The sequence below is a fragment of the Pigmentiphaga sp. NML080357 genome (genome assembly GCF_002188465.1).
GTDB lineage: Bacteria > Pseudomonadota > Gammaproteobacteria > Burkholderiales > Burkholderiaceae_B > Pigmentiphaga.
Window position 1 is genome coordinate 16,378 of sequence record NZ_NINW01000020.1, and the last position, 16,831, is coordinate 33,208.

Annotated in this window: 14 protein-coding genes; 10 read left to right on the plus strand and 4 right to left on the minus strand. The window is 64.2% G+C overall.

Features of this window, described 5'->3' with window-relative positions; translation table 11 throughout:
* Positions 1-39: 39 nt before the first annotated feature.
* The 9 genes from CDO44_RS05010 (at position 40) to CDO44_RS05050 (ending at position 11,213) form a co-directional block, all read left to right on the plus strand.
* Positions 40-732 (plus strand): heavy metal response regulator transcription factor, encoded by a 693-nt coding sequence (locus CDO44_RS05010; RefSeq protein WP_003097513.1) that lies wholly within the window; start codon positions 40-42, stop codon positions 730-732.
* On the plus strand, positions 704-2,140 hold the full coding sequence (locus tag CDO44_RS05015; RefSeq protein WP_003097498.1) for a Cu(+)/Ag(+) sensor histidine kinase: 1,437 nt from the start codon (positions 704-706) through the stop codon (positions 2,138-2,140). The genes CDO44_RS05010 and CDO44_RS05015 overlap by 29 nt, the downstream gene beginning before the upstream one ends.
* A gap of 634 nt (positions 2,141-2,774) precedes the next feature.
* Entirely contained in the window at positions 2,775-3,101 is a 327-nt protein-coding gene (locus CDO44_RS05020) for a DUF2933 domain-containing protein (protein ID WP_031687135.1), read from the plus strand.
* Between the two features lie 18 nt (positions 3,102-3,119).
* The gene (locus tag CDO44_RS05025; RefSeq protein WP_003090284.1) at positions 3,120-3,419 is read left to right on the plus strand and encodes a heavy-metal-associated domain-containing protein; all 300 of its coding nucleotides are present in this window, start codon (positions 3,120-3,122) and stop codon (positions 3,417-3,419) included.
* Between the two features lie 8 nt (positions 3,420-3,427).
* A complete protein-coding gene (locus CDO44_RS05030) occupies positions 3,428-5,095 on the plus strand; it encodes a DUF3141 domain-containing protein (protein ID WP_023098518.1) in 1,668 nt (555 codons plus the stop codon).
* A gap of 295 nt (positions 5,096-5,390) precedes the next feature.
* The gene (locus tag CDO44_RS05035) at positions 5,391-6,524 is read left to right on the plus strand and encodes an acetate/propionate family kinase (RefSeq protein ID WP_031687137.1); all 1,134 of its coding nucleotides are present in this window, start codon (positions 5,391-5,393) and stop codon (positions 6,522-6,524) included.
* A gap of 217 nt (positions 6,525-6,741) precedes the next feature.
* Positions 6,742-7,194 carry a MerR family transcriptional regulator gene (locus CDO44_RS05040; protein WP_009516039.1) on the plus strand — a complete coding sequence of 151 codons (453 nt, stop codon included), beginning with the start codon at positions 6,742-6,744 and terminating at the stop codon, positions 7,192-7,194.
* A gap of 154 nt (positions 7,195-7,348) precedes the next feature.
* The gene (locus CDO44_RS05045; protein WP_087779341.1) at positions 7,349-8,677 is read left to right on the plus strand and encodes a cyclopropane-fatty-acyl-phospholipid synthase family protein; all 1,329 of its coding nucleotides are present in this window, start codon (positions 7,349-7,351) and stop codon (positions 8,675-8,677) included.
* Positions 8,678-8,783: 106 nt separating this feature from the next.
* Positions 8,784-11,213: a D-xylulose 5-phosphate/D-fructose 6-phosphate phosphoketolase gene (locus CDO44_RS05050; protein ID WP_003090278.1), complete on the plus strand. Its 2,430-nt coding sequence runs from the start codon at positions 8,784-8,786 to the stop codon at positions 11,211-11,213.
* Between the two features lie 176 nt (positions 11,214-11,389).
* Here the strand turns inward: CDO44_RS05050 and CDO44_RS05055 are convergent, their stop codons facing one another.
* A complete protein-coding gene (locus tag CDO44_RS05055) occupies positions 11,390-11,992 on the minus strand; it encodes a TetR family transcriptional regulator (RefSeq protein ID WP_009516037.1) in 603 nt (200 codons plus the stop codon).
* A 105-nt stretch (positions 11,993-12,097) separates the two neighbouring features.
* On the opposite strand from CDO44_RS05055, the gene CDO44_RS05060 reads away from it, so the two are divergent.
* The gene (locus CDO44_RS05060) at positions 12,098-12,928 is read left to right on the plus strand and encodes an SDR family oxidoreductase (RefSeq protein ID WP_003090276.1); all 831 of its coding nucleotides are present in this window, start codon (positions 12,098-12,100) and stop codon (positions 12,926-12,928) included.
* An 8-nt stretch (positions 12,929-12,936) separates the two neighbouring features.
* On the opposite strand, the gene CDO44_RS05065 is transcribed toward CDO44_RS05060, so the two are convergent.
* The 3 genes from CDO44_RS05065 to CDO44_RS05075 are packed head-to-tail and all read right to left on the minus strand — an operon-like array spanning position 12,937 to position 16,811.
* Positions 12,937-14,199: an MgtC/SapB family protein gene (locus CDO44_RS05065; RefSeq protein WP_003090275.1), complete on the minus strand. Its 1,263-nt coding sequence runs from the start codon at positions 14,197-14,199 to the stop codon at positions 12,937-12,939.
* Positions 14,196-15,251 carry a type II glyceraldehyde-3-phosphate dehydrogenase gene (locus CDO44_RS05070; RefSeq protein WP_003090274.1) on the minus strand — a complete coding sequence of 352 codons (1,056 nt, stop codon included), beginning with the start codon at positions 15,249-15,251 and terminating at the stop codon, positions 14,196-14,198. The genes CDO44_RS05065 and CDO44_RS05070 overlap by 4 nt, the downstream gene beginning before the upstream one ends.
* Positions 15,252-15,278: 27 nt before the next feature.
* Positions 15,279-16,811, minus strand: coding sequence for an AarF/UbiB family protein (locus CDO44_RS05075; protein ID WP_198951304.1), 1,533 nt, complete (start codon positions 16,809-16,811; stop codon positions 15,279-15,281).
* Positions 16,812-16,831: the final 20 nt, after the last annotated feature.

A 16,831-nucleotide genomic window follows, 5' to 3' on the forward strand; every position in this document is an offset into this window, starting at 1 on the left:
GCTATTTTTCCGCGCCGTAGCGATTTCATGGGACATGCGATGAAACTGCTGGTCGTTGAAGACGAGAACAAGACGGCGGATTACGTCCGCCAAGGTCTCATGGAGGCGGGATTCGTCGTGGATCTGGCGCGCAACGGATTGGACGGACACCACCTGGCCATGGGCGAGACATACGATCTGGTGGTCTTGGATGTCATGCTGCCGGATGTCGATGGTTGGCGCATCGTGCGTGCCCTTCGAGATGCCGGTAAACAGGTCCCTGTGCTCTTTCTGACGGCGCGTGGCGGTGTAGACGACCGTGTCAAGGGATTGGAACTGGGAGCGGACGACTACCTCGTCAAGCCATTCGCGTTCTCTGAGTTGCTGGCGCGGGTGCGGACGCTGCTGCGACGCGGAAGCGCTCCGAGCCAGCCTGATCGCATCCAGGTTGCCGATTTGGTGCTGGACTTGGCGCGCCGGCGCGCAACGCGCGCTGGCCAACGCATCAATCTCACCAGCAAGGAGTTCGCGTTGCTTGAGCTCCTGGCCCGTCGCCAGGGGGAGGTCCTTCCACGTTCTCTGATCGCGTCGCAGGTATGGGACATGAATTTCGACAGCGACAGCAACGTCATCGATGTAGCCATCCGCCGTCTACGCGCGAAGATAGACGATGCGTTCAATCCGAAGCTCATCCACACCGTGCGTGGAATGGGATACACGCTCGATGCGCCCGATGATGCCCCTGCGCCATAAGCCGCGGCAAAGCCGTCCAGCGTCGCTTGCATTGAGGGTCACGGCCCTCGTTGGTATCGCCACGACCTTGGTGTTTCTTGTGTTCAATTGGGTCATTCTCCGGTCGTTGGAGCACCACTTTGCTCAACAGGATGCCCACGAACTGGAGGCAGTGACAACCGCTTTGGCTCAGCCCTTGCACCAGCTTGCAAGTGACATCGCAAGCGACGAACTGAAGCAACACTTGGCCAACGCAGTCGCAGGACATCATGGGATGACGTACGGCGTCTACGATGGGGCTGGCAATAGCATCTATGCCACGCCCGGTCCTGACCTGTCTAAACTTGCCAGTAGCAAAAAGTTGGTCAACCGCATCACCGCTGACGATTTGATCGTGTGGCAGGAGGATCAGAGGTCATATCGAGGTGTGGTGCTGCAACTGCCTGCTGACGATTCAGCGGCGCCCGGCTACCGCATCGTCGCTGCCATGGACATCGGCTTTCATCTCGACTTCCTGGCGGAGTTCAAGCGCATGCTCTGGTGGGCAACCGGCTTGGTCATGTGTCTGGCGCTCGGTGTGGCTTGGCTGGCGGTGCAGTGGGGCCACCTGCCGATTCGCAAGGTCAATGAAGAGATTCGGGCGATTCGCTCTTCAAAGCTGGATGTGAGGCTGGATCCTCGGGATGTGCCGATCGAACTGGCGGAACTGGTATTCGCCTTCAACGATATGTTGGCGAGAATCGAGGAAGGCTTCACCCGGCTATCACACTTTTCCGCAGACATCGCGCACGAGTTGCGCACGCCCGTCACCAACCTGGTCACGCAGACTCACGTGGCGCTTGGCCAGCCGCGCAGCAACGAGGAATACAGAGAAATCCTCTATTCAAATTTGGAAGAGTTTGATCGGATGGGACGCATGATTGGTGACATGCTGTTTCTTGCCCAAACGGAAAATGATCCCCGCAACTTGCGTCTGTCTACCATTGATCTGTCCGAATTGGTGCGGAGTCTGTTCGACTATTTCGAGGCGCTGGCAGAAGATAGCGGCATTACGCTTGGTGTTAAAGGGGCGATCGGCAGCATAGCGGCGGATCGGGAAATGCTCACCCGGGCGCTGAACAATCTTCTCTCGAATGCAATTCGACACACGCCTCGCGGCAAGAGCATCACGGTCTTGCTTTCGCAGGATGAGCAGTGGACAACGATCAGTGTGGTCAATCCCGGTGAGAGAATTCCTGAGCGCGATCTACCAAAGCTCTTCAACCGCTTCTACCGAGTTGATCCGGCACGGCAACGAAATACGGCGGGCGCCGGTCTTGGCCTTGCCATCGTGAAATCGATTGCGGAGGCACATGGTGGCTCCGTTGCCGTGACCTCCAGTGAGCTTGTCACCAGGTTTGACTTGGTATTGCCCCATCTGCGGCAGTAGTCCGAGGGCGCTGCGGTCCGTCCAGCCAACTGGCGTATCTCTTTGCCTGATTCTGGGATCTACCCGGCCGGCCACGTTGCTACGCGAGCGGGACATTTTTTCTCCGTGACTGCCACGTGCCCAGTCCTAGCGGCAGGCGCCGACATCATGCGCTTGTGTATCCCATCGCTACGTCCACACCACACGCGAGGGCCTTTGCTCGGCCGCGATCCGGTCACAGTTCCGGACACCGTTCGTAGATAGCCTCCGATCGGTGCCGAACGTCTGCCTGCTCGGCACATCTGTCGCGCGCTCACTTGGCGGTGTGCGCTGAGCCCCTGAGGTGAGCTGGTCTGCTGGTTCGCTGCGCGGGGTATGTACCCCGTAGCTGGGTACAGAGAGTCTTTTTGATCAAGATCAAGGTACTGCCTTCACCTCAGCTCTATGCTGAGCTTAACAAGCCACATTTGGCACGGATCGATCATGCTCAGAAACTATCGAGGACTTTTTAGCGGGGCCATGGAAATCTCCGGTGTTCAGCCCCATTCTTCTGGCATACTTGTTTTATGGATGGGCCTGATCAGCGCCCTGCACGGCACTCGAATGCGGGAATCTCGCCAATCGACAAGGGTCAACTTCACGAAGGAGCATCGCCATGAATATTCGGCCCGATCGAAGTAAGAGCACAGGAAACGGCCCGAACTGGTCTCGCATCAACCAGTGGCTGCTGTGGCTCGGCCTCGCCGCCGCCGTTGCCTGGATGTTCTACCGCCACAACGCCCATCTTCTGCAACTGCTTCCCTTCCTCTTCATCCTCGCCTGTCCGTTGATGCACATCTTCGGCCATGGCAGTCACGGCGCACATGGCGGTCATGACCATCAAGATCAGCCGCCTCGGGGCGATGAAGGGGGTTCGCCTGCGCGCCAATCAGACGACCGGAGCCGCCCGAAATCCGTCGACCAGTCCGGGCACCACCACTGAAACCACCGGAGCATCATCATGGAAACCATCGAACTCAAGGTTGCCGGCATGACCTGCGCCTCCTGCGCGAACTCGGTCAGCAAGGCGCTCAAGCGCGTAGCTGGTGTGCAAGACGTGCATGTCGATCTCGCTCGCGGCGCAGCGAGTGTCACCGGCGACCAGACGGCCCAGAAGACGCCTGAGCTGATCGCGGCCTTAGCTGCCGCGGGCTACGAGGCATCCGCTGATTCCTCGCCGGGCATTGCGGCGGGTGCCGGTGCCTCCCATGCGCCGGCCGCTGCCCGTTCAAAGGGGCATGGCGGCTGCTGCTGCCGCTGATCGACGCCATGGACGCACGCACGAACTCCCAGGGTATCGCCGCCGCACCGCTTGGGCTCTTTGCTGCCTACTGGGGCGACATGCTGTGGCGGACCGTCGCGTCCGGCGAAGCGCTGAGACAGCGCGCCAACAACATGACCGAACACGAAGCGGCGGGTATGCCGCCGCTGCTCCACTTCGAGTCAGAGCAGGTGGCTGACGGCCACGACTTGCAACCGGCGAGCAACTACCGGCTCCTGCGTGTCACTCGCTGTGGCACCGACGCCTTGGAGAAGCATGTGCGCAAAGGCGCCGCGCCGGTGCTGGTGGTCGATCCACGCGCCGGCCACGGCCCTGGCATTGGCGGCTTCAAACGCGATTCTGAAGTTGGCATGGCACTGCTCGAAGGCCATCCCGTGTACTTCGTAGTGTTCGATCCGGAGCCCGTCGAGGGCCAGACCATGGGCGCAGTCGTCCAGACCCTGGCCACATTCATCGACATGGTGGCCAAGCGCCACCGAGGCAAGGCCCCGATCGTCTACGGCAACTGCCAAGGCGGTTGGGCGATCACGCTGGCGCTGTCGCACTGCGAGCACCGTGCCGCCTTGGCAGTGCTCAATGGCTCGCCGCTGTCGTACTGGGCAGGCGAGAGAGGCATCAACCCCATGCGGCTGCTCGGTGGGCTCACGGGCGGCATCTGGCCGGCGCACTGGGCGTCGGACCTCGGCGCCGGGCGATTCGACGGTGCCTGGCTGGTCCAGAACTTCGAGGCGTTGCGGCCCGAGGGCGTGTTCAAGAAATACGACACGCTCTTCGCGCAGCCGGAGACTGAGCGCGATCGCTTCCTGGAGTTCGAGCGTTGGTGGAATGGCTTCTACCAGCTTGCCCGCGAGGAAATGTTGTCGATCGCAGGCGATCTTTTCGTAGGTAATCACCTGGAGAGCGGCGAGGTCGTGGTCGATGGCCACTGCCGCGCGGATCTCAGCCGCATTGGCGCACCGCTGGTGGTCTTTTGCTCCAACGGCGACAACATCACACCGCCCCACCAGGCGCTCGGCTGGCTCAAAGCGGTATATCCGACGACCGCAGACCTGGTGGCGGCGGGCCAGCGCGTGGTGTACCTGCTGCACCAACATGTTGGCCACCTTGGCATCTTCGTCTCCGCGGGGGTGGCGCGACGCGAGCACCGCGCCATCTTGCATCATGCCGAATCGATCCAGGCACTCAAGCCTGGACTCTACGAGATGGTTCTGGAGGACAGCGCCTCTTCGGAGTCGGCCGCCGCTGCGCAGTTCCAGCCGCGGCGGCTGGAAGACCTGCCTTACGACGCCAACCCGGCGGGGTTCGACAAGGTCGAAGCACTCTCGGAGATCACCGAGCGCTTCTATTCGCAGTGGGTGTCGCCGTGGGTCCGCTTCGCCGTCACCCCCGACTCGGCTCGTGAACTTCGCGCGCTGCACCCCATGCGCGTCAGTCGCAAGGTCTGGTCCGAGCAGGTGACCCCGGCCCTGGCGCTGCTGCCATGGGTGCAACGATGGCTTGAGCAGTGGAGTGCGCAGGATCCCCATCGGGTCGAAAATCCTTGGTATCAGCTTGAGCGAACTGGTGCAGACGCGATTGGGCAGGCCATGGAATCATGGCGCAAGAGCCGGGACCTGTGGGCTGAGCTTGTGTTCGAGCAGGCCTATGCCAACTGAACGACCCTCCACTGTGGCTGCAAAAAGAGACGCTCACGGGTCGCAAGCAGCACGCTCCTTGTCGGAGGCGATGCGCCTGCCACGGCCGATTTCGCTTTTCAGCGTCGTCCAGGCACGGATCAAAGTTGGATTCTCCCGTATCACCACGCCAGCAACGGCGCTACAGCATCGGAAGCATGGGCCTGATCGGCGGCCTCGCGTGCTGCTAGCGCCGAGCGAAACTTGGCAATTCGATCTGATGAACGTTGCCAATGGCGGCGACGTCGGCACTGACCGGCGCTGACGGAGCTCCGACATGCGCGTCCTCGCCATCAATGCCGGCAGTGCGACCCTGAAGTTCGGAGTTTTCGAGTCGGCTCGTACCTTGCCATTGATCGACTCGGCGATTGATCATCCTGCGGTGGATGCTGCGACCTTCGAGGAGATCGAGCGGCACTTGCACAGGGCGGGTGTCACAACGATCGATGGCATTGGTCACCGCGTCGCACACGGTGGCCCACTGTTGAGCAACGCGGTGCTCGTGGATGAAGAAGTCGAACGCGAGATCGGCAAGGCTTCGGCTCTGGCGCCGCATCACAATCCTGCCGCATTGGCCGGCATACGCCTGACCCGTGAGCGTTGGCCCGGCGTGCGCCACGTCGCGGTCTTCGACACCGCTTTCCATGACGACATGCCCGAATACGCCCATTCCTATGCTGTTCCGCCATCGTGGCGCGCGGCAGGGGTACGGAGATACGGCTTCCATGGCCTGTCCCACCAGGGTGTACTGGCCGCCGTCAGCACCGAGCTGAAACGGCCGCCGTCAGAACTTCGTATCGTGAGCTGCCACATTGGAAGCGGCGCCAGCGTCTGCGCGATCGATCGCGGAAGGTCGATCGATACATCGATGGGAATGACCGCGCTTGAAGGTCTTGTGATGGGCACGCGCTGTGGAGACCTCGACCCTGGCGTACCCGGCTTCGTCGCACGCGCACTGGGTTTGACGTTGGCGCAGATCGAGGCGGCGCTTTACAGCGACAGTGGACTCAAAGGATTGTCGGGTGAGAGTTCGGACCTGCGGATTGTGGAGAAGCGCGCGGGAGAAGGAGTCGCAGCCGCCCAACTGGCATTGCAGGTACACGCGTACCGCGTGCGCAAGTACATCGGCGCCTACGCCGCCGCGATGGGCGGTTGCGATGCTGTGGCCTTCACTGGCGGAGCTGGAGAAAATTCGGCCGCGTTGCGTCGGCGCATCGTTGATGGCCTGGAGTTCATCGGCCTGGAACTAGACGAAGAGCGCAATCGCGCCTACTCGCCCAACACTGAAGTCGCCCAGTTGCAGTCATCCCGATCCGCCGTCGCCGTGCTGGTGGTTCAAGCACGCGAGCAGTTAGCGATCGCGCGTGAGACGTTCCGAGCGCTGAATGACCAGGCAAGTGGTTTGGTATAGGCAATGAACTGGGACAAGACCACGATAAGTCTTCCTCCGGGCCGGGAGCCACGCCCGTTGATGCTCGCGCCGATGATGGTCCAGTTGCCCATCCAACCGCACGTTGAAGGAAGAAACGGAGCGGTTCAGACACCGGGCCCTTGACCCATGTGCAGCACCTGGGTTCAAACTCGCTCGAAAGTGAAGGGATTCAAGACAACCTTGCTGGAGGATGGTGATGCAACTCATTGAATGCGCCAAGGCGGCAGGCGTCACACCGGACACGTTGCGTCACTACCTTCGGGTGGGGCTTGTGGTGCCCGATGGCCGGGGCACGAACGGCTACCGCGCATTCTCGGATCGAAGCGTCGCCCGGGTTCGTTTCATACGCAATGCATTGGCCCTCGGCTTCACGCTCAAGGACGCTGCAGAGTTTGTCGAGATGAGCCAGCGCGGTGCATCGCCTTGTCCGCGCGCGCGGGCGCTGCTGAGCGAACGGCTTGACGAGCAGGCCCGGCGGCTGAAGGAGGCGACAGATTTGCATCGCCGCATGCAGCAGGCAGAGCGCGACTGGAAGCGGCTGCCGGACGGCGTCCCGGATGGCCATTCCGTCTGCGGTTTGATCGAAGGAGCGGATGCGGACGTTCAGCGCAATTCGGTGCGCGCGAAGTCCCGTCGTGTACGCGCATGAATCGCTCTGATCATCGTCGACATTCCCCGGCATCACGACGCTCTACGTACATGCGGTGCAGCGGTTGTGGTCGTGCCGATCACGCCAGCGCCAAGTATGAGTCGTCTATCCACTTCGCAGCATCCGCTGCACACGAGCGAGCGAGGCGCCCCCAATGAGCCACCTCACGACACGGGATCGAACCGTATCGCCCGACGGATATGCCGCCGCGCTACGGATCTTGCGCCGGCTGCTGGCCGGCATCGAGCGCCCGCCGGCGTTGCGTCTGGGCGATATGCTCTTGCACGAGCTCGAATCGCACCCGGAATACACCCTGATCATCCGTGACCCGGGTCTGCTGCGTCGCTTGGTCCTGCGCCCGGATCCGCTGCTGCTGGCGGAAGCCTATTTCCGCGGCACCATCGACATTGAGGGAGACCTGTACACCGCGCTCGGGCTCAAGGCGCATTTCGAGAGGTTTTCGCTCTCTTGGCGCGACAAACTGGCCCTGTTGCGCGACGCACTGCTGCTGCGCGTGTCCGACCAGGACGGGTTGAAGCCCTCGCGGAGTCTGGCCTCGCGCGTCGCACGTCGCTTCTCCCATCGCCATTCGCGTCAAACCGATCAGGCCGCGATCTCCTTTCACTACGATGTGTCCAACGCGTTCTATGGACTCTGGCTCGATGCCGAGAGGGTCTACTCATGTGGCTATTTCAAGGCGACGGATGACACGCTGGACCAGGCTCAGTGCAACAAGCTGGAGCACATCTGCCGCAAGCTGCGTCTGCAGCGAGGCGAACGCCTGCTCGACATCGGCTGCGGCTGGGGCGCGCTCGTATGCTGGGCGGCAAGAGAACATGGCGTCCGTGCGCACGGCATCACGCTCAGCCAACAGCAACTCGAATACGCGCGCGAGCGCATCCGCTCGGAGGGCCTGCAGGATCTCGTCACCGTTGAACTGCGCGACTACCGTGACCTCGAAGGCACGGCCGTTTTCGACAAGGTGTCAAGCATTGGCATGTTCGAGCACGTGGGACTCGCGAACCTACCGGCCTACTACGCGGTGGTCCAGCGGGTTTTGCGGCCAGGAGGACTCTTCCTCAACCACGGGATCACCCATGACGAGGAGGGCTGGAGCCGAACCGTCGCGACCGAGTTCATCAACCGCTACGTCTTCCCCGACGGCGAATTGGACTGCGTCAGCAATATCCAGCTAGGGATGGAGCGCTCCGGCTTCGAGATCCATGACGTCGAAGGTCTTCGACCCCACTACGCGCTGACCTTGCGTCATTGGGTCCAGCGACTCGAAGCGCGCCGGGAGGAGGCCTTGCGGGAGGTCGATGAGGTGACCTTCCGCATCTGGCGCTTGTACATGGCGGCGTGTGCACTGGAATTCGAGGCCGGGGGGACTGGGATCTACCAGATCGTCGCGTCCAAACGCGACGGCGGAAGCTGGCCCGTGCCCTTGACCCGCTCTGATCTTTATGGAGAACACCAGCCATGAACGCTAGATGGCCGTGCCGCTGGCGCGCGAAAGACGATCACAGACGCCAGCCTTCCCAATCTCGCCGTCGCGCTTACCTGCGTGCCGGCTCTCAAGGACTTTCCACATGAACCACGAGCTTCCCTGGGTCGCCGAGCGCGTCCGCGTGTTCCGCGAGTCTGATCCCGAGTTCGCCCGCTGGGCGCGCGGCCACGGCCCCATCACCCACAACGATCTCACGCAACTGCGAGTCCACGATCTCGCACAGGTGCTGGTTGCCGAAGGCAAGGCGAGCGACACAACCGCGGTGTATCGCACGCTCTGGTCGGCGGACCGCCTGGCCGTGGCAGGCATGTGGTTGACGGTTCACATGACCTATGCCGACCGGGTCTATCCCGATGGCCGGGAGATGAGAGCCGAGGATTTCAAGGAGACGCCGGAGGGGCATACCGGTGGGGCGCTGAACATCGTGCCGGCCTATGTCGGCTACCTGGCCGCGAACGCGCTCAGTGGGTTGACGCGTGGCTGGTTGATGGGCCAGGGCCATTGCGTCGCGGGCATCGATGCCTGCAACCTTCTGGTGGGCAACATGACGCCGCGCCACGCCGAGAGATACGACCGCAGCGAAAGCGGCCTCACGCGCTTTGCCCGGGATTTCTATAGCTACGCGATCGACGCACAGGGGCGTCCCGCCTCGCCGCTGGGCAGCCACGTCGGCCCGAATACGGCAGGCGGTCTGTCCGAGGGCGGCTATCTCGGCTTTGCCGAACTGCAGTACGTGCACATGCCCTTGCCCGGCGAGCGGCTGGTGGTGTTCCTCAGCGACGGCGCTTTCGAGGAGCAGCGTGGCAGTGACTGGGCGCCGCGCTGGTGGCGGGCAGAAGACAGCGGCTTCGTGGCACCGTTCATGATCCTCAACGGTCGCCGCATCGAACAGCGCAGCACCATGCAGCAGCAGGGGGGCCGAGAATGGTTCCACCAGCATCTGCGGCTGAACGGCTTCGACCCGATGGAGATCGACGGCACCGACCCCGCCGCGTTCGCCTGGGCCGTTCACGCGATGGAGGAGCGGTTGTCGGCCTGCGCGGCTGGAGTTTCGCAGGGCACCGTTCAGTACCCGGTACCCCTCCACTACACCATCGCCGAAGCGCCCAAGGGATTCGGCTTCCCCGGTGCTGGAACCAATGCCGCGCACAACCTGCCGCTGGAGGGGAACCCCCGGGTCGACCAGATAGCGCTTCAGCAGTTCAACGAGGGTGCTCGCGCTCTCTTCGTGCCGTCGCACGAACTCGACGAAGCGGTCGCACTACTGCGCCGGCACGAAGTGCAGCATCGTCCCCTGGAGCGGGACCATGCCCTGGCGCACCGCCAGGTGGCGGCCCCCAGACTTCCGGTTCCGCAGTGGCATGTTGCGGGCCAGGGCGAGGTCTCGCCAATGGCGGCACTCGACGGAGCCTTCGCGGCCCTCGTCCAAGCCAACCCACAGCTGCGTCCGCGGGTAGGCAATCCGGACGAGCTGCGCAGCAACCGCATGGGCCAGACATTGGACCTGCTCAAACACCGCGTCTTCACGCCCGAACCGGGCCTGGCGGAGGCCGTCGATGGCGCCGTGATCACGGCGCTCAACGAAGAAGCGGTGGTCAGCGCGGCGCTGGGCAACAAGGGCGGCATCAACTTGGTCGTCTCTTACGAGGCATTTGCCGTCAAGATGCTGGGCGCGCTGCGCCAGGAAATCCTGTTCGCGCGACATCAGGCGCAGGCAGGCACACCACCCGGATGGCTGTCGGTGGTCACGGTTGCGACGTCCCACACCTGGGAGAACGGCAAGAACGAGCAGTCGCACCAGGATCCGACGCTGGCCGAAGCGCTGTTGGGCGAAATGTCCGACACCTCGCGCGTGTTGTTCCCGGTCGATGCCAACAGTGCCGTTGCGGCGCTGCGCGCGGCCTACGCCTCGCATGGCCAGTTCTGGACGCTGGTCGTTCCCAAGCGGGCCGTCGCCAGCCAGTTGAGTGCCGAGCAGGCCGAACGCTTGGTCGATCAGGGTGGTTGGGTGGTGAAGCCCTGCGACGCCCCCGACGTGTTGCTGGTTGCCATCGGCGCATACCAGCTACAGCAGGCCCTGCTTGCGGCGCGGCGCCTCGAAGCCGCTGGACATCGGACCGCAGTGACCTGCGTCATCGAGCCGGGCCGCTTCAGAGCACCCCGCGACGAACGCGAGCAGGACTTTGTGGCCGGCGACCAGGCCTTGCGCGCCCTGTTCCCGGAGACTGCCGCCGTGCGCGTCATCGTCTCGCACATGCGACCCGAGCCGACGCTGGGCCTGATGCGTCGGATCGATACAGGGGCGCGGCAGACCCGTGCCTTGGGCTACCAGGCGCGCGGCGGGACACTCGATGTGGCCGGCATGCTGTTCGCGAACCGTTGCACGTGGGCGCACGTCGCGGCGGAGGCGGCTCAAGGGCTCGGTGTCGATCCGCAGAGCTTGCTGAGCGCCGAGGAGTGGGCGGCCGTGCAGGGGCGTGGCGACCCGCGCGTCATCACGGTCTCGGCTTAACCCCCTTCCAGCACGACCCACGACCGGACGCTGATTGCGCCGACGCACTCTGCTCTTCATGTGCGTTGCCAGGTCGCACTGGGTTCGGATGTCTGACGAATGGCTGTGGGACCGATGGCCACGTCGCGCCTGAATGTCGTCCTCCCGTGCCAAGTAGCACTTCCTTGTCCGGGCGTTCAGCGCGAGGCGTCAACCATTTTCCCGCGCTGGAGAGGGGATTTGCCAGGCGAAAGCATCCGCGCAATCGCCAACTGAATCGCCCGTCTGCGCGCCTCGTGCTCCTGCGAATCCCTCGCCGCCGGTGCCATGCACCACGTTTGCACGATCGTCGCTACCAGTCGCACGATCTCATCAGGCGTGAAATCCGCGGTGATGCGTCCTTCCGCCTGGGCAGCGGTGATGGCCGCATGTTTGGCTTCCAGTACGCTGTGACCGGCGGGGAGCAGGAGCACTTCTTGGCCTCGCTCCAGGTGGAACCAGGTCATGAGCCGCCATAGGTGCGGCCGCTCGGTGAGCAAATCGTAGGTGCGCCCCGCATAGCCGGGAAGATCGTCCGCATCGAAGCGCTCGTCCTGCGCCGCGGCGAGGATTTCCCGGCTGAGCACGGCGTCGAAGAGAGCCTCCTTGTCCCCGAAATGGACATAAAGCATCGGCTTGCTGATACCTGCAGCCGCCGCGATCCGGTCAATTCGTGCCCCCGCCAGCCCGTTCTCGGCAAATTCCCCCAGCGCAGCATCCAGCAGCATTTGCTGGGTCTCGGCGGGACGTCTCTTGGCCATGGGCCGTTACTCCTCAACAACATTTCACCCGAGCGCCCATCATCGCTTGACACGGGTGCCATCAACTTACAAACTAGTTGGTAAGTAAACCACAGGAGTGCATTTATGTCCAGACATTGGTTCCTCACCGGCGCATCCAGCGGCATCGGTCGCCATCTTGCCGAAATCATCCTGGCTTCGGGGGATGACCTCACGGCCACCGTCAGGCGTCCCGAGACGCTCGACGACCTGGCAGCACGCTACGGTGACCAGCTCGTTGTCGAACGGCTCGACGTGACCGTGAAGGGGGACATCGCACCCGTGGTCCAGCGCGCCGAGGCCCGCCGCCCGGTCGATGTCCTGGTCAACAACGCCGGCGGCGGCATCATCGGCGCCACCGAAGAGTTTTCCGACGCGGACATCGAAGGGCAGATCAGCCTCAACCTGCTGGCGCCGGTGCACGTCACGCGGGCCTTCATTCCCGCCATGCGCACACGGCGAGCCGGTCGGATCATCCAAATCTCCAGCGCCAGTGGCCAAGGCTCCCTGCCGACCAGCAGTCTTTACCACGCCGCGAAATGGGGTCTGGAAGGCTTCAGCGAATGCCTTCGCCAGGAACTGGAGGGGTTTGGGGTCTTCGTCACACTCATTGAACCGGGCGGCGCACGCACGAGCTTCAGCCGCAATTTGCAGTACGCGCTGGCGAACCCCGCCTATCAGGACACGCCTGCTGGACAGATTCGCGCGATGTTCGAGAACGCGGGTGACGAGTTGTACACGCTCGATCCGCAGAAGATCGCGCACCGGATCTTCGACACGGCCACGAGCGAGAAGCCACCGCTTCGGGTGGCGCTGGGCGGTGACGCCTTCGGCGTCATCCAGGCGGCGCTCAAGGGCAGGCTGTCTGCTCTTGAAGCGCAGGAGAGTCTGGCGCGATCGGTGGCCTTCGATAGCTGATCGCTGTTTCAGGTCAAGCCCAGGGCGACGGCAAAGCCAGCAGCAGCCATGGCCGCGTACGACGGCAGCACTCTCCATGCGAGCGCCCTACCGGCCAGCGACATCAACAGGACAAGTTTGGTGACCTGATTGACGGATGCGGCGATGAACAAGGCCAGGGTGGCCGAAGCGGCGGTGACGGCGCCCTCGGTCACCAGGCGGCCAATCGAGAGCGTGATCGCATCGACGTCCACCAGACCCGAGGCAGCGGCGGTCAGCATGACGCCAGCATCCCCGAAGCGATCGGCAAGAAAGCGGCCTGCCAGCATCACCGCGGCCAGGAAGGCTGCGAACTGGAGCGCGGAGCGCAGCTGCAATGGGTTGCCAAGCTGAAGTTCGGGCAAGTCGTCGGCGGGCGACCGCGCCGCCAGGAACGTCCCCAGAACACCGCCAGCCACGGCCATGGCCACGAAGATGACCACCGGGTCCCAGCCGATGCCGGGGGCTGCGATGGCGACGAGAGCCGCCATGCGCGCAAACATGGCTGCGCAGGCGAGCGCCGCCCCCGCCGCTGCCAGTGGACGCCAGCCTGGCGTCTGCCCGGCCCAGCGCGCCAACGTGGCCGTGGTGGCGGTGCTCGACACGATCCCGCCGAGCAGCGCTGTGAATACCAGCCCTCGTTTCCTGCCGAGCGAGCGCATCAGGACGAACCCAGCGAACGACAGCACTGCCAGCAGGACAACGGCCCACCAAAGGCGATAGGGATTCAACGCCTCATAGGGGCCAAAGCCACGATCAGGGAGTACGGGCAGTACGACCACGCTGATCAACAGCAACTGCGTGCCGCTGCTGATCTCCGCCTCGGACAGCTTGCCGACGCCGGCGTGCAAGAGCTGCTTGAAACGCAGCAGCGCCAGCACGACCACGGCGGCGACCGCCGAAACGTGCCAAGCGCCACTGGTCGCCAGCGCCCCGATGGCGAAAGTCGCAAGGGCGGCGACGGACGTGGTCAGTCCCATCACGGCATGCATATGCGCCGTCACCAGGTAGCCCACCACCAGATACACCCCGACGAGTACGAGCAGCGCGATGAGCATGCCGGCTCCCCAGCGCTGGGCCAGCAGCCCGCCAAGGCCGCCGAGCAGGCCGATCAGCGCAAAGGTGCGAACGCCCGCGACGCGATGTCCCTCGGGCCGCTCGCGTTGCTGCCATCCCCGTTCCAGGCCGATCAGAAGTCCCGAAGCGAGTGCCAGCCCGAGCCCGACCAGCGCGGGATCATCGAATTCACTCATCGTCTAACCTGGACGCGGTCACGGATGAAATCACGCTGCAGTCCCAGCGAAGCATCGGTGCGCGCCATCGACACCTGGAGATCGGTCTCGATGCCGCTCAAGGCGCGAATGGCATCGATGGTCTCGGGGATTACGATCGCCTGGTTGAAGACCTGGTAGGTGTAGTACGCCTGATCGCCATCGACCGAAAGCACGTCCTCCCACAACGCGACCTCCCACAGGTCGCCGCGCGGGCGGCCGAGATCGGCCATCAGTTCCACCGTGCTGTTGAGGGCCACGAGACCATCCGAGGATCGCACGAACGCGATCCGTGGCGCAGCGCGAAAGGCAGCCAGCACCTCGTCGCGCGTGGCCGGCCTCGTCAGTTCGACCCACCAGGTGTGCAGGTGGCTGCTGTTGTGCGGCGCCTTGACCGCGATCGTGACGACGTCCAGGTCCGGGATCACAGTGCGCGCGTCCGGTCCCTGATGGCTGGGGATCGTCTTCTCCGGCACGAGCGTGTTGATGATGCCCTCCGCATGCGCCTCCCACGGGTCGGAAGCCCGGCGGATCAGCGTCCCGCGGGCTCGCTTGAGCAGGCCCGCTGTCCGAAGCGCCCCCAGGGTGCGCACGATCGACGTCGTGTTGCAGGACACCACCCGGGTGGAGGTGCGGCCGATCGCGGTTGCGTAGTTCTCCTGCGCGACGAACGAATGACCGGTCAACGCGTGGGACTCGCCGCCATGGAAGATGGACTTCACACCGGCAGCGTCGTACGCCCTCTTGTTGACCGCGGCGACTTTCTTGGGTGTGCAATCGACCACGACGTCCGCGTTGGCGAGCAGGTCGGCCAGATCACCCGCGACAGGAAGCCCCGCAGCACGCATCGATTGTGCGGCTTCAGCGGTCGCCGCGTAAATCGGGAAAGCGCGCTGCGCGGCCACCTGCAGGCGATAGTCGTGCACCACATCCGCGACGCCGGCTAGCGCCATGTCCTCCTGGAGTGCGACCGCATCCGCCACCCGCTTGCCGATCACACCGTATCCGTTCACCGCCACTCTGACCTTGTTCATGCCTGACTCCTTGCTTGATGAGGCGCCTCAGCCGCGGCTGCGCGCGATGGAAAACGTGAACCGGATCGCCAGCGCATAGCCCAGCAGCGCGAGTACCGGGATGTCGCCCCAGCGCGGGCCCACGCCGTGCTGCATCAACAAGCTCGATGCGATGTACAGGCCGAGCGTCACGAGCGCCAGCGCGACGCGACGGCCGAGGCGGTCGATCCCGCTCAGCATCCTGGCATCCGGCTTGATCGACAGTTGCAGCAGGTCACCCTGCCGCAAGACGCTGTGCAGACGCCGCGCCAGCAGGGAGGGCAGGGCGTGGGCCGCGTTCCCCAGTTCATAGGGCAGACGCTGCGATGCCGCAGACTTGGGCTCGTCGAAGACGCCCGTGGTCGTGTGGCGAGAGATGGCTTCGATGATGGAAAACTCGGGTGCCAGCAGGCGCACCGTCCCTTCGAGCAACAACAGGGTACGCGTGAGCACGAGGAGGTCCCTGGGCAGCCGGACTTCCTGGGTCCGGCCCGCCGCCACGAGCTGCGCGAGAGCACCTGAGAGCGACCAGTCCTTCAGCGGCCTCTGTGCGCAGTCTGCGACCAGGGCACGCACGACAGGCACGAACACGGCCCGATCGGTGCCGTCGCCGAGCAGGCCCAGGTCGAGCCAGGCATCGACCACCCATTCGGCATCCTGCTCGACGAAGGCCAGGGCGAACGCCACCAGCGCCCGCCGCATGTTGCCGTCGACCCGGCCCACGATGCCGAAGTCGTGCAGGCAGATGCGGCCATCGTCCATCACGAAGACGTTGCCGGGATGGGGGTCGCCGTGGAAGAAGCCATCGCGGAAGATCTGGGCGACGTAGCTGTCCACGAGTTTGCCCGCGGCCGCCACCGCGGTGGGCGAAGGCAGACCGTGCAGGTGAGCTCCGTGGCTGAACTGCTGGACCATGACGGTCTGCGTGCACAGGCCGTCCACCACGTCGGGGATCACGATGTCGGCAGAGCCGCGCCAGGCGTCGGCGAAACGTCGCACGGAAGCTGCCTCGCGCGACAAATCCATCTCGTAGCGGAAGTTGGCCGCAACCTCGTCCACGATGGCTGCCAGCCCCCAGCGACGCAGCGAGGGCACGAGCCCCTGCATGACCAGGACGATGCGGCGCAGGATGCGCATGTCGGTCTCGGCCTGCTCGGCCGCGCCAGGACGGCGGATCTTCACCACCACTTCCGTTCCGTCCGGCAGGGCTGCACGATGAATCTGGGCGATCGAGGCCGCGGCGAGCGCGTGCATGTCGAAGCGTGCGAAGACCTGCTGCCATGGGCGGCCGAGCGCCGCCTCGACCTCCTGGACCGCCTGCTCGGGAGGAAACGGCGCCACATTGGCCTGCAGGCTGGCCAGAGCCTCTTGCGCATCGGGCGCCAGAATGTCGGCCCGCAGGCTGAGATGCTGGCCCAGCTTCACGAAGGTCGTGCCCAATCGCTGCAGCACTTCGGCGAAGCGGTCGGCCGCCCGGTGGGTATCGCAGCGCATCAGGCCCCGGTGCCAGGCCACCCAGAGCAGGAGCCCGCTCAGGGCCATAGCGATCTGCGTGGCCCGGC

Excerpts from the sequence above, each read along its gene's own strand:
- CDO44_RS05030 (WP_023098518.1), top strand. The coding sequence starts at position 3,428 with ATGGACGCACGCACGAACTCCCAGGGTATCGCCGCCGCACCGCTTGGG.
- CDO44_RS05025 (WP_003090284.1), top strand. The coding sequence starts at position 3,120 with ATGGAAACCATCGAACTCAAGGTTGCCGGCATGACCTGCGCCTCCTGC.
- CDO44_RS05060 (WP_003090276.1), top strand. The coding sequence starts at position 12,098 with ATGTCCAGACATTGGTTCCTCACCGGCGCATCCAGCGGCATCGGTCGC.
- CDO44_RS05050 (WP_003090278.1), top strand. The coding sequence starts at position 8,784 with ATGAACCACGAGCTTCCCTGGGTCGCCGAGCGCGTCCGCGTGTTCCGC.
- CDO44_RS05035 (WP_031687137.1), top strand. The coding sequence starts at position 5,391 with ATGCGCGTCCTCGCCATCAATGCCGGCAGTGCGACCCTGAAGTTCGGA.
- CDO44_RS05010 (WP_003097513.1), top strand. The coding sequence starts at position 40 with ATGAAACTGCTGGTCGTTGAAGACGAGAACAAGACGGCGGATTACGTC.
- CDO44_RS05065 (WP_003090275.1), bottom strand. The coding sequence starts at position 14,199 with ATGAGTGAATTCGATGATCCCGCGCTGGTCGGGCTCGGGCTGGCACTC.
- CDO44_RS05070 (WP_003090274.1), bottom strand. The coding sequence starts at position 15,251 with ATGAACAAGGTCAGAGTGGCGGTGAACGGATACGGTGTGATCGGCAAG.
- CDO44_RS05055 (WP_009516037.1), bottom strand. The coding sequence starts at position 11,992 with ATGGCCAAGAGACGTCCCGCCGAGACCCAGCAAATGCTGCTGGATGCT.
- CDO44_RS05040 (WP_009516039.1), top strand. The coding sequence starts at position 6,742 with ATGCAACTCATTGAATGCGCCAAGGCGGCAGGCGTCACACCGGACACG.
- CDO44_RS05075 (WP_198951304.1), bottom strand. The coding sequence starts at position 16,811 with ATGGCCCTGAGCGGGCTCCTGCTCTGGGTGGCCTGGCACCGGGGCCTG.
- CDO44_RS05015 (WP_003097498.1), top strand. The coding sequence starts at position 704 with ATGCGCCCGATGATGCCCCTGCGCCATAAGCCGCGGCAAAGCCGTCCA.
- CDO44_RS05020 (WP_031687135.1), top strand. The coding sequence starts at position 2,775 with ATGAATATTCGGCCCGATCGAAGTAAGAGCACAGGAAACGGCCCGAAC.
- CDO44_RS05045 (WP_087779341.1), top strand. The coding sequence starts at position 7,349 with ATGAGCCACCTCACGACACGGGATCGAACCGTATCGCCCGACGGATAT.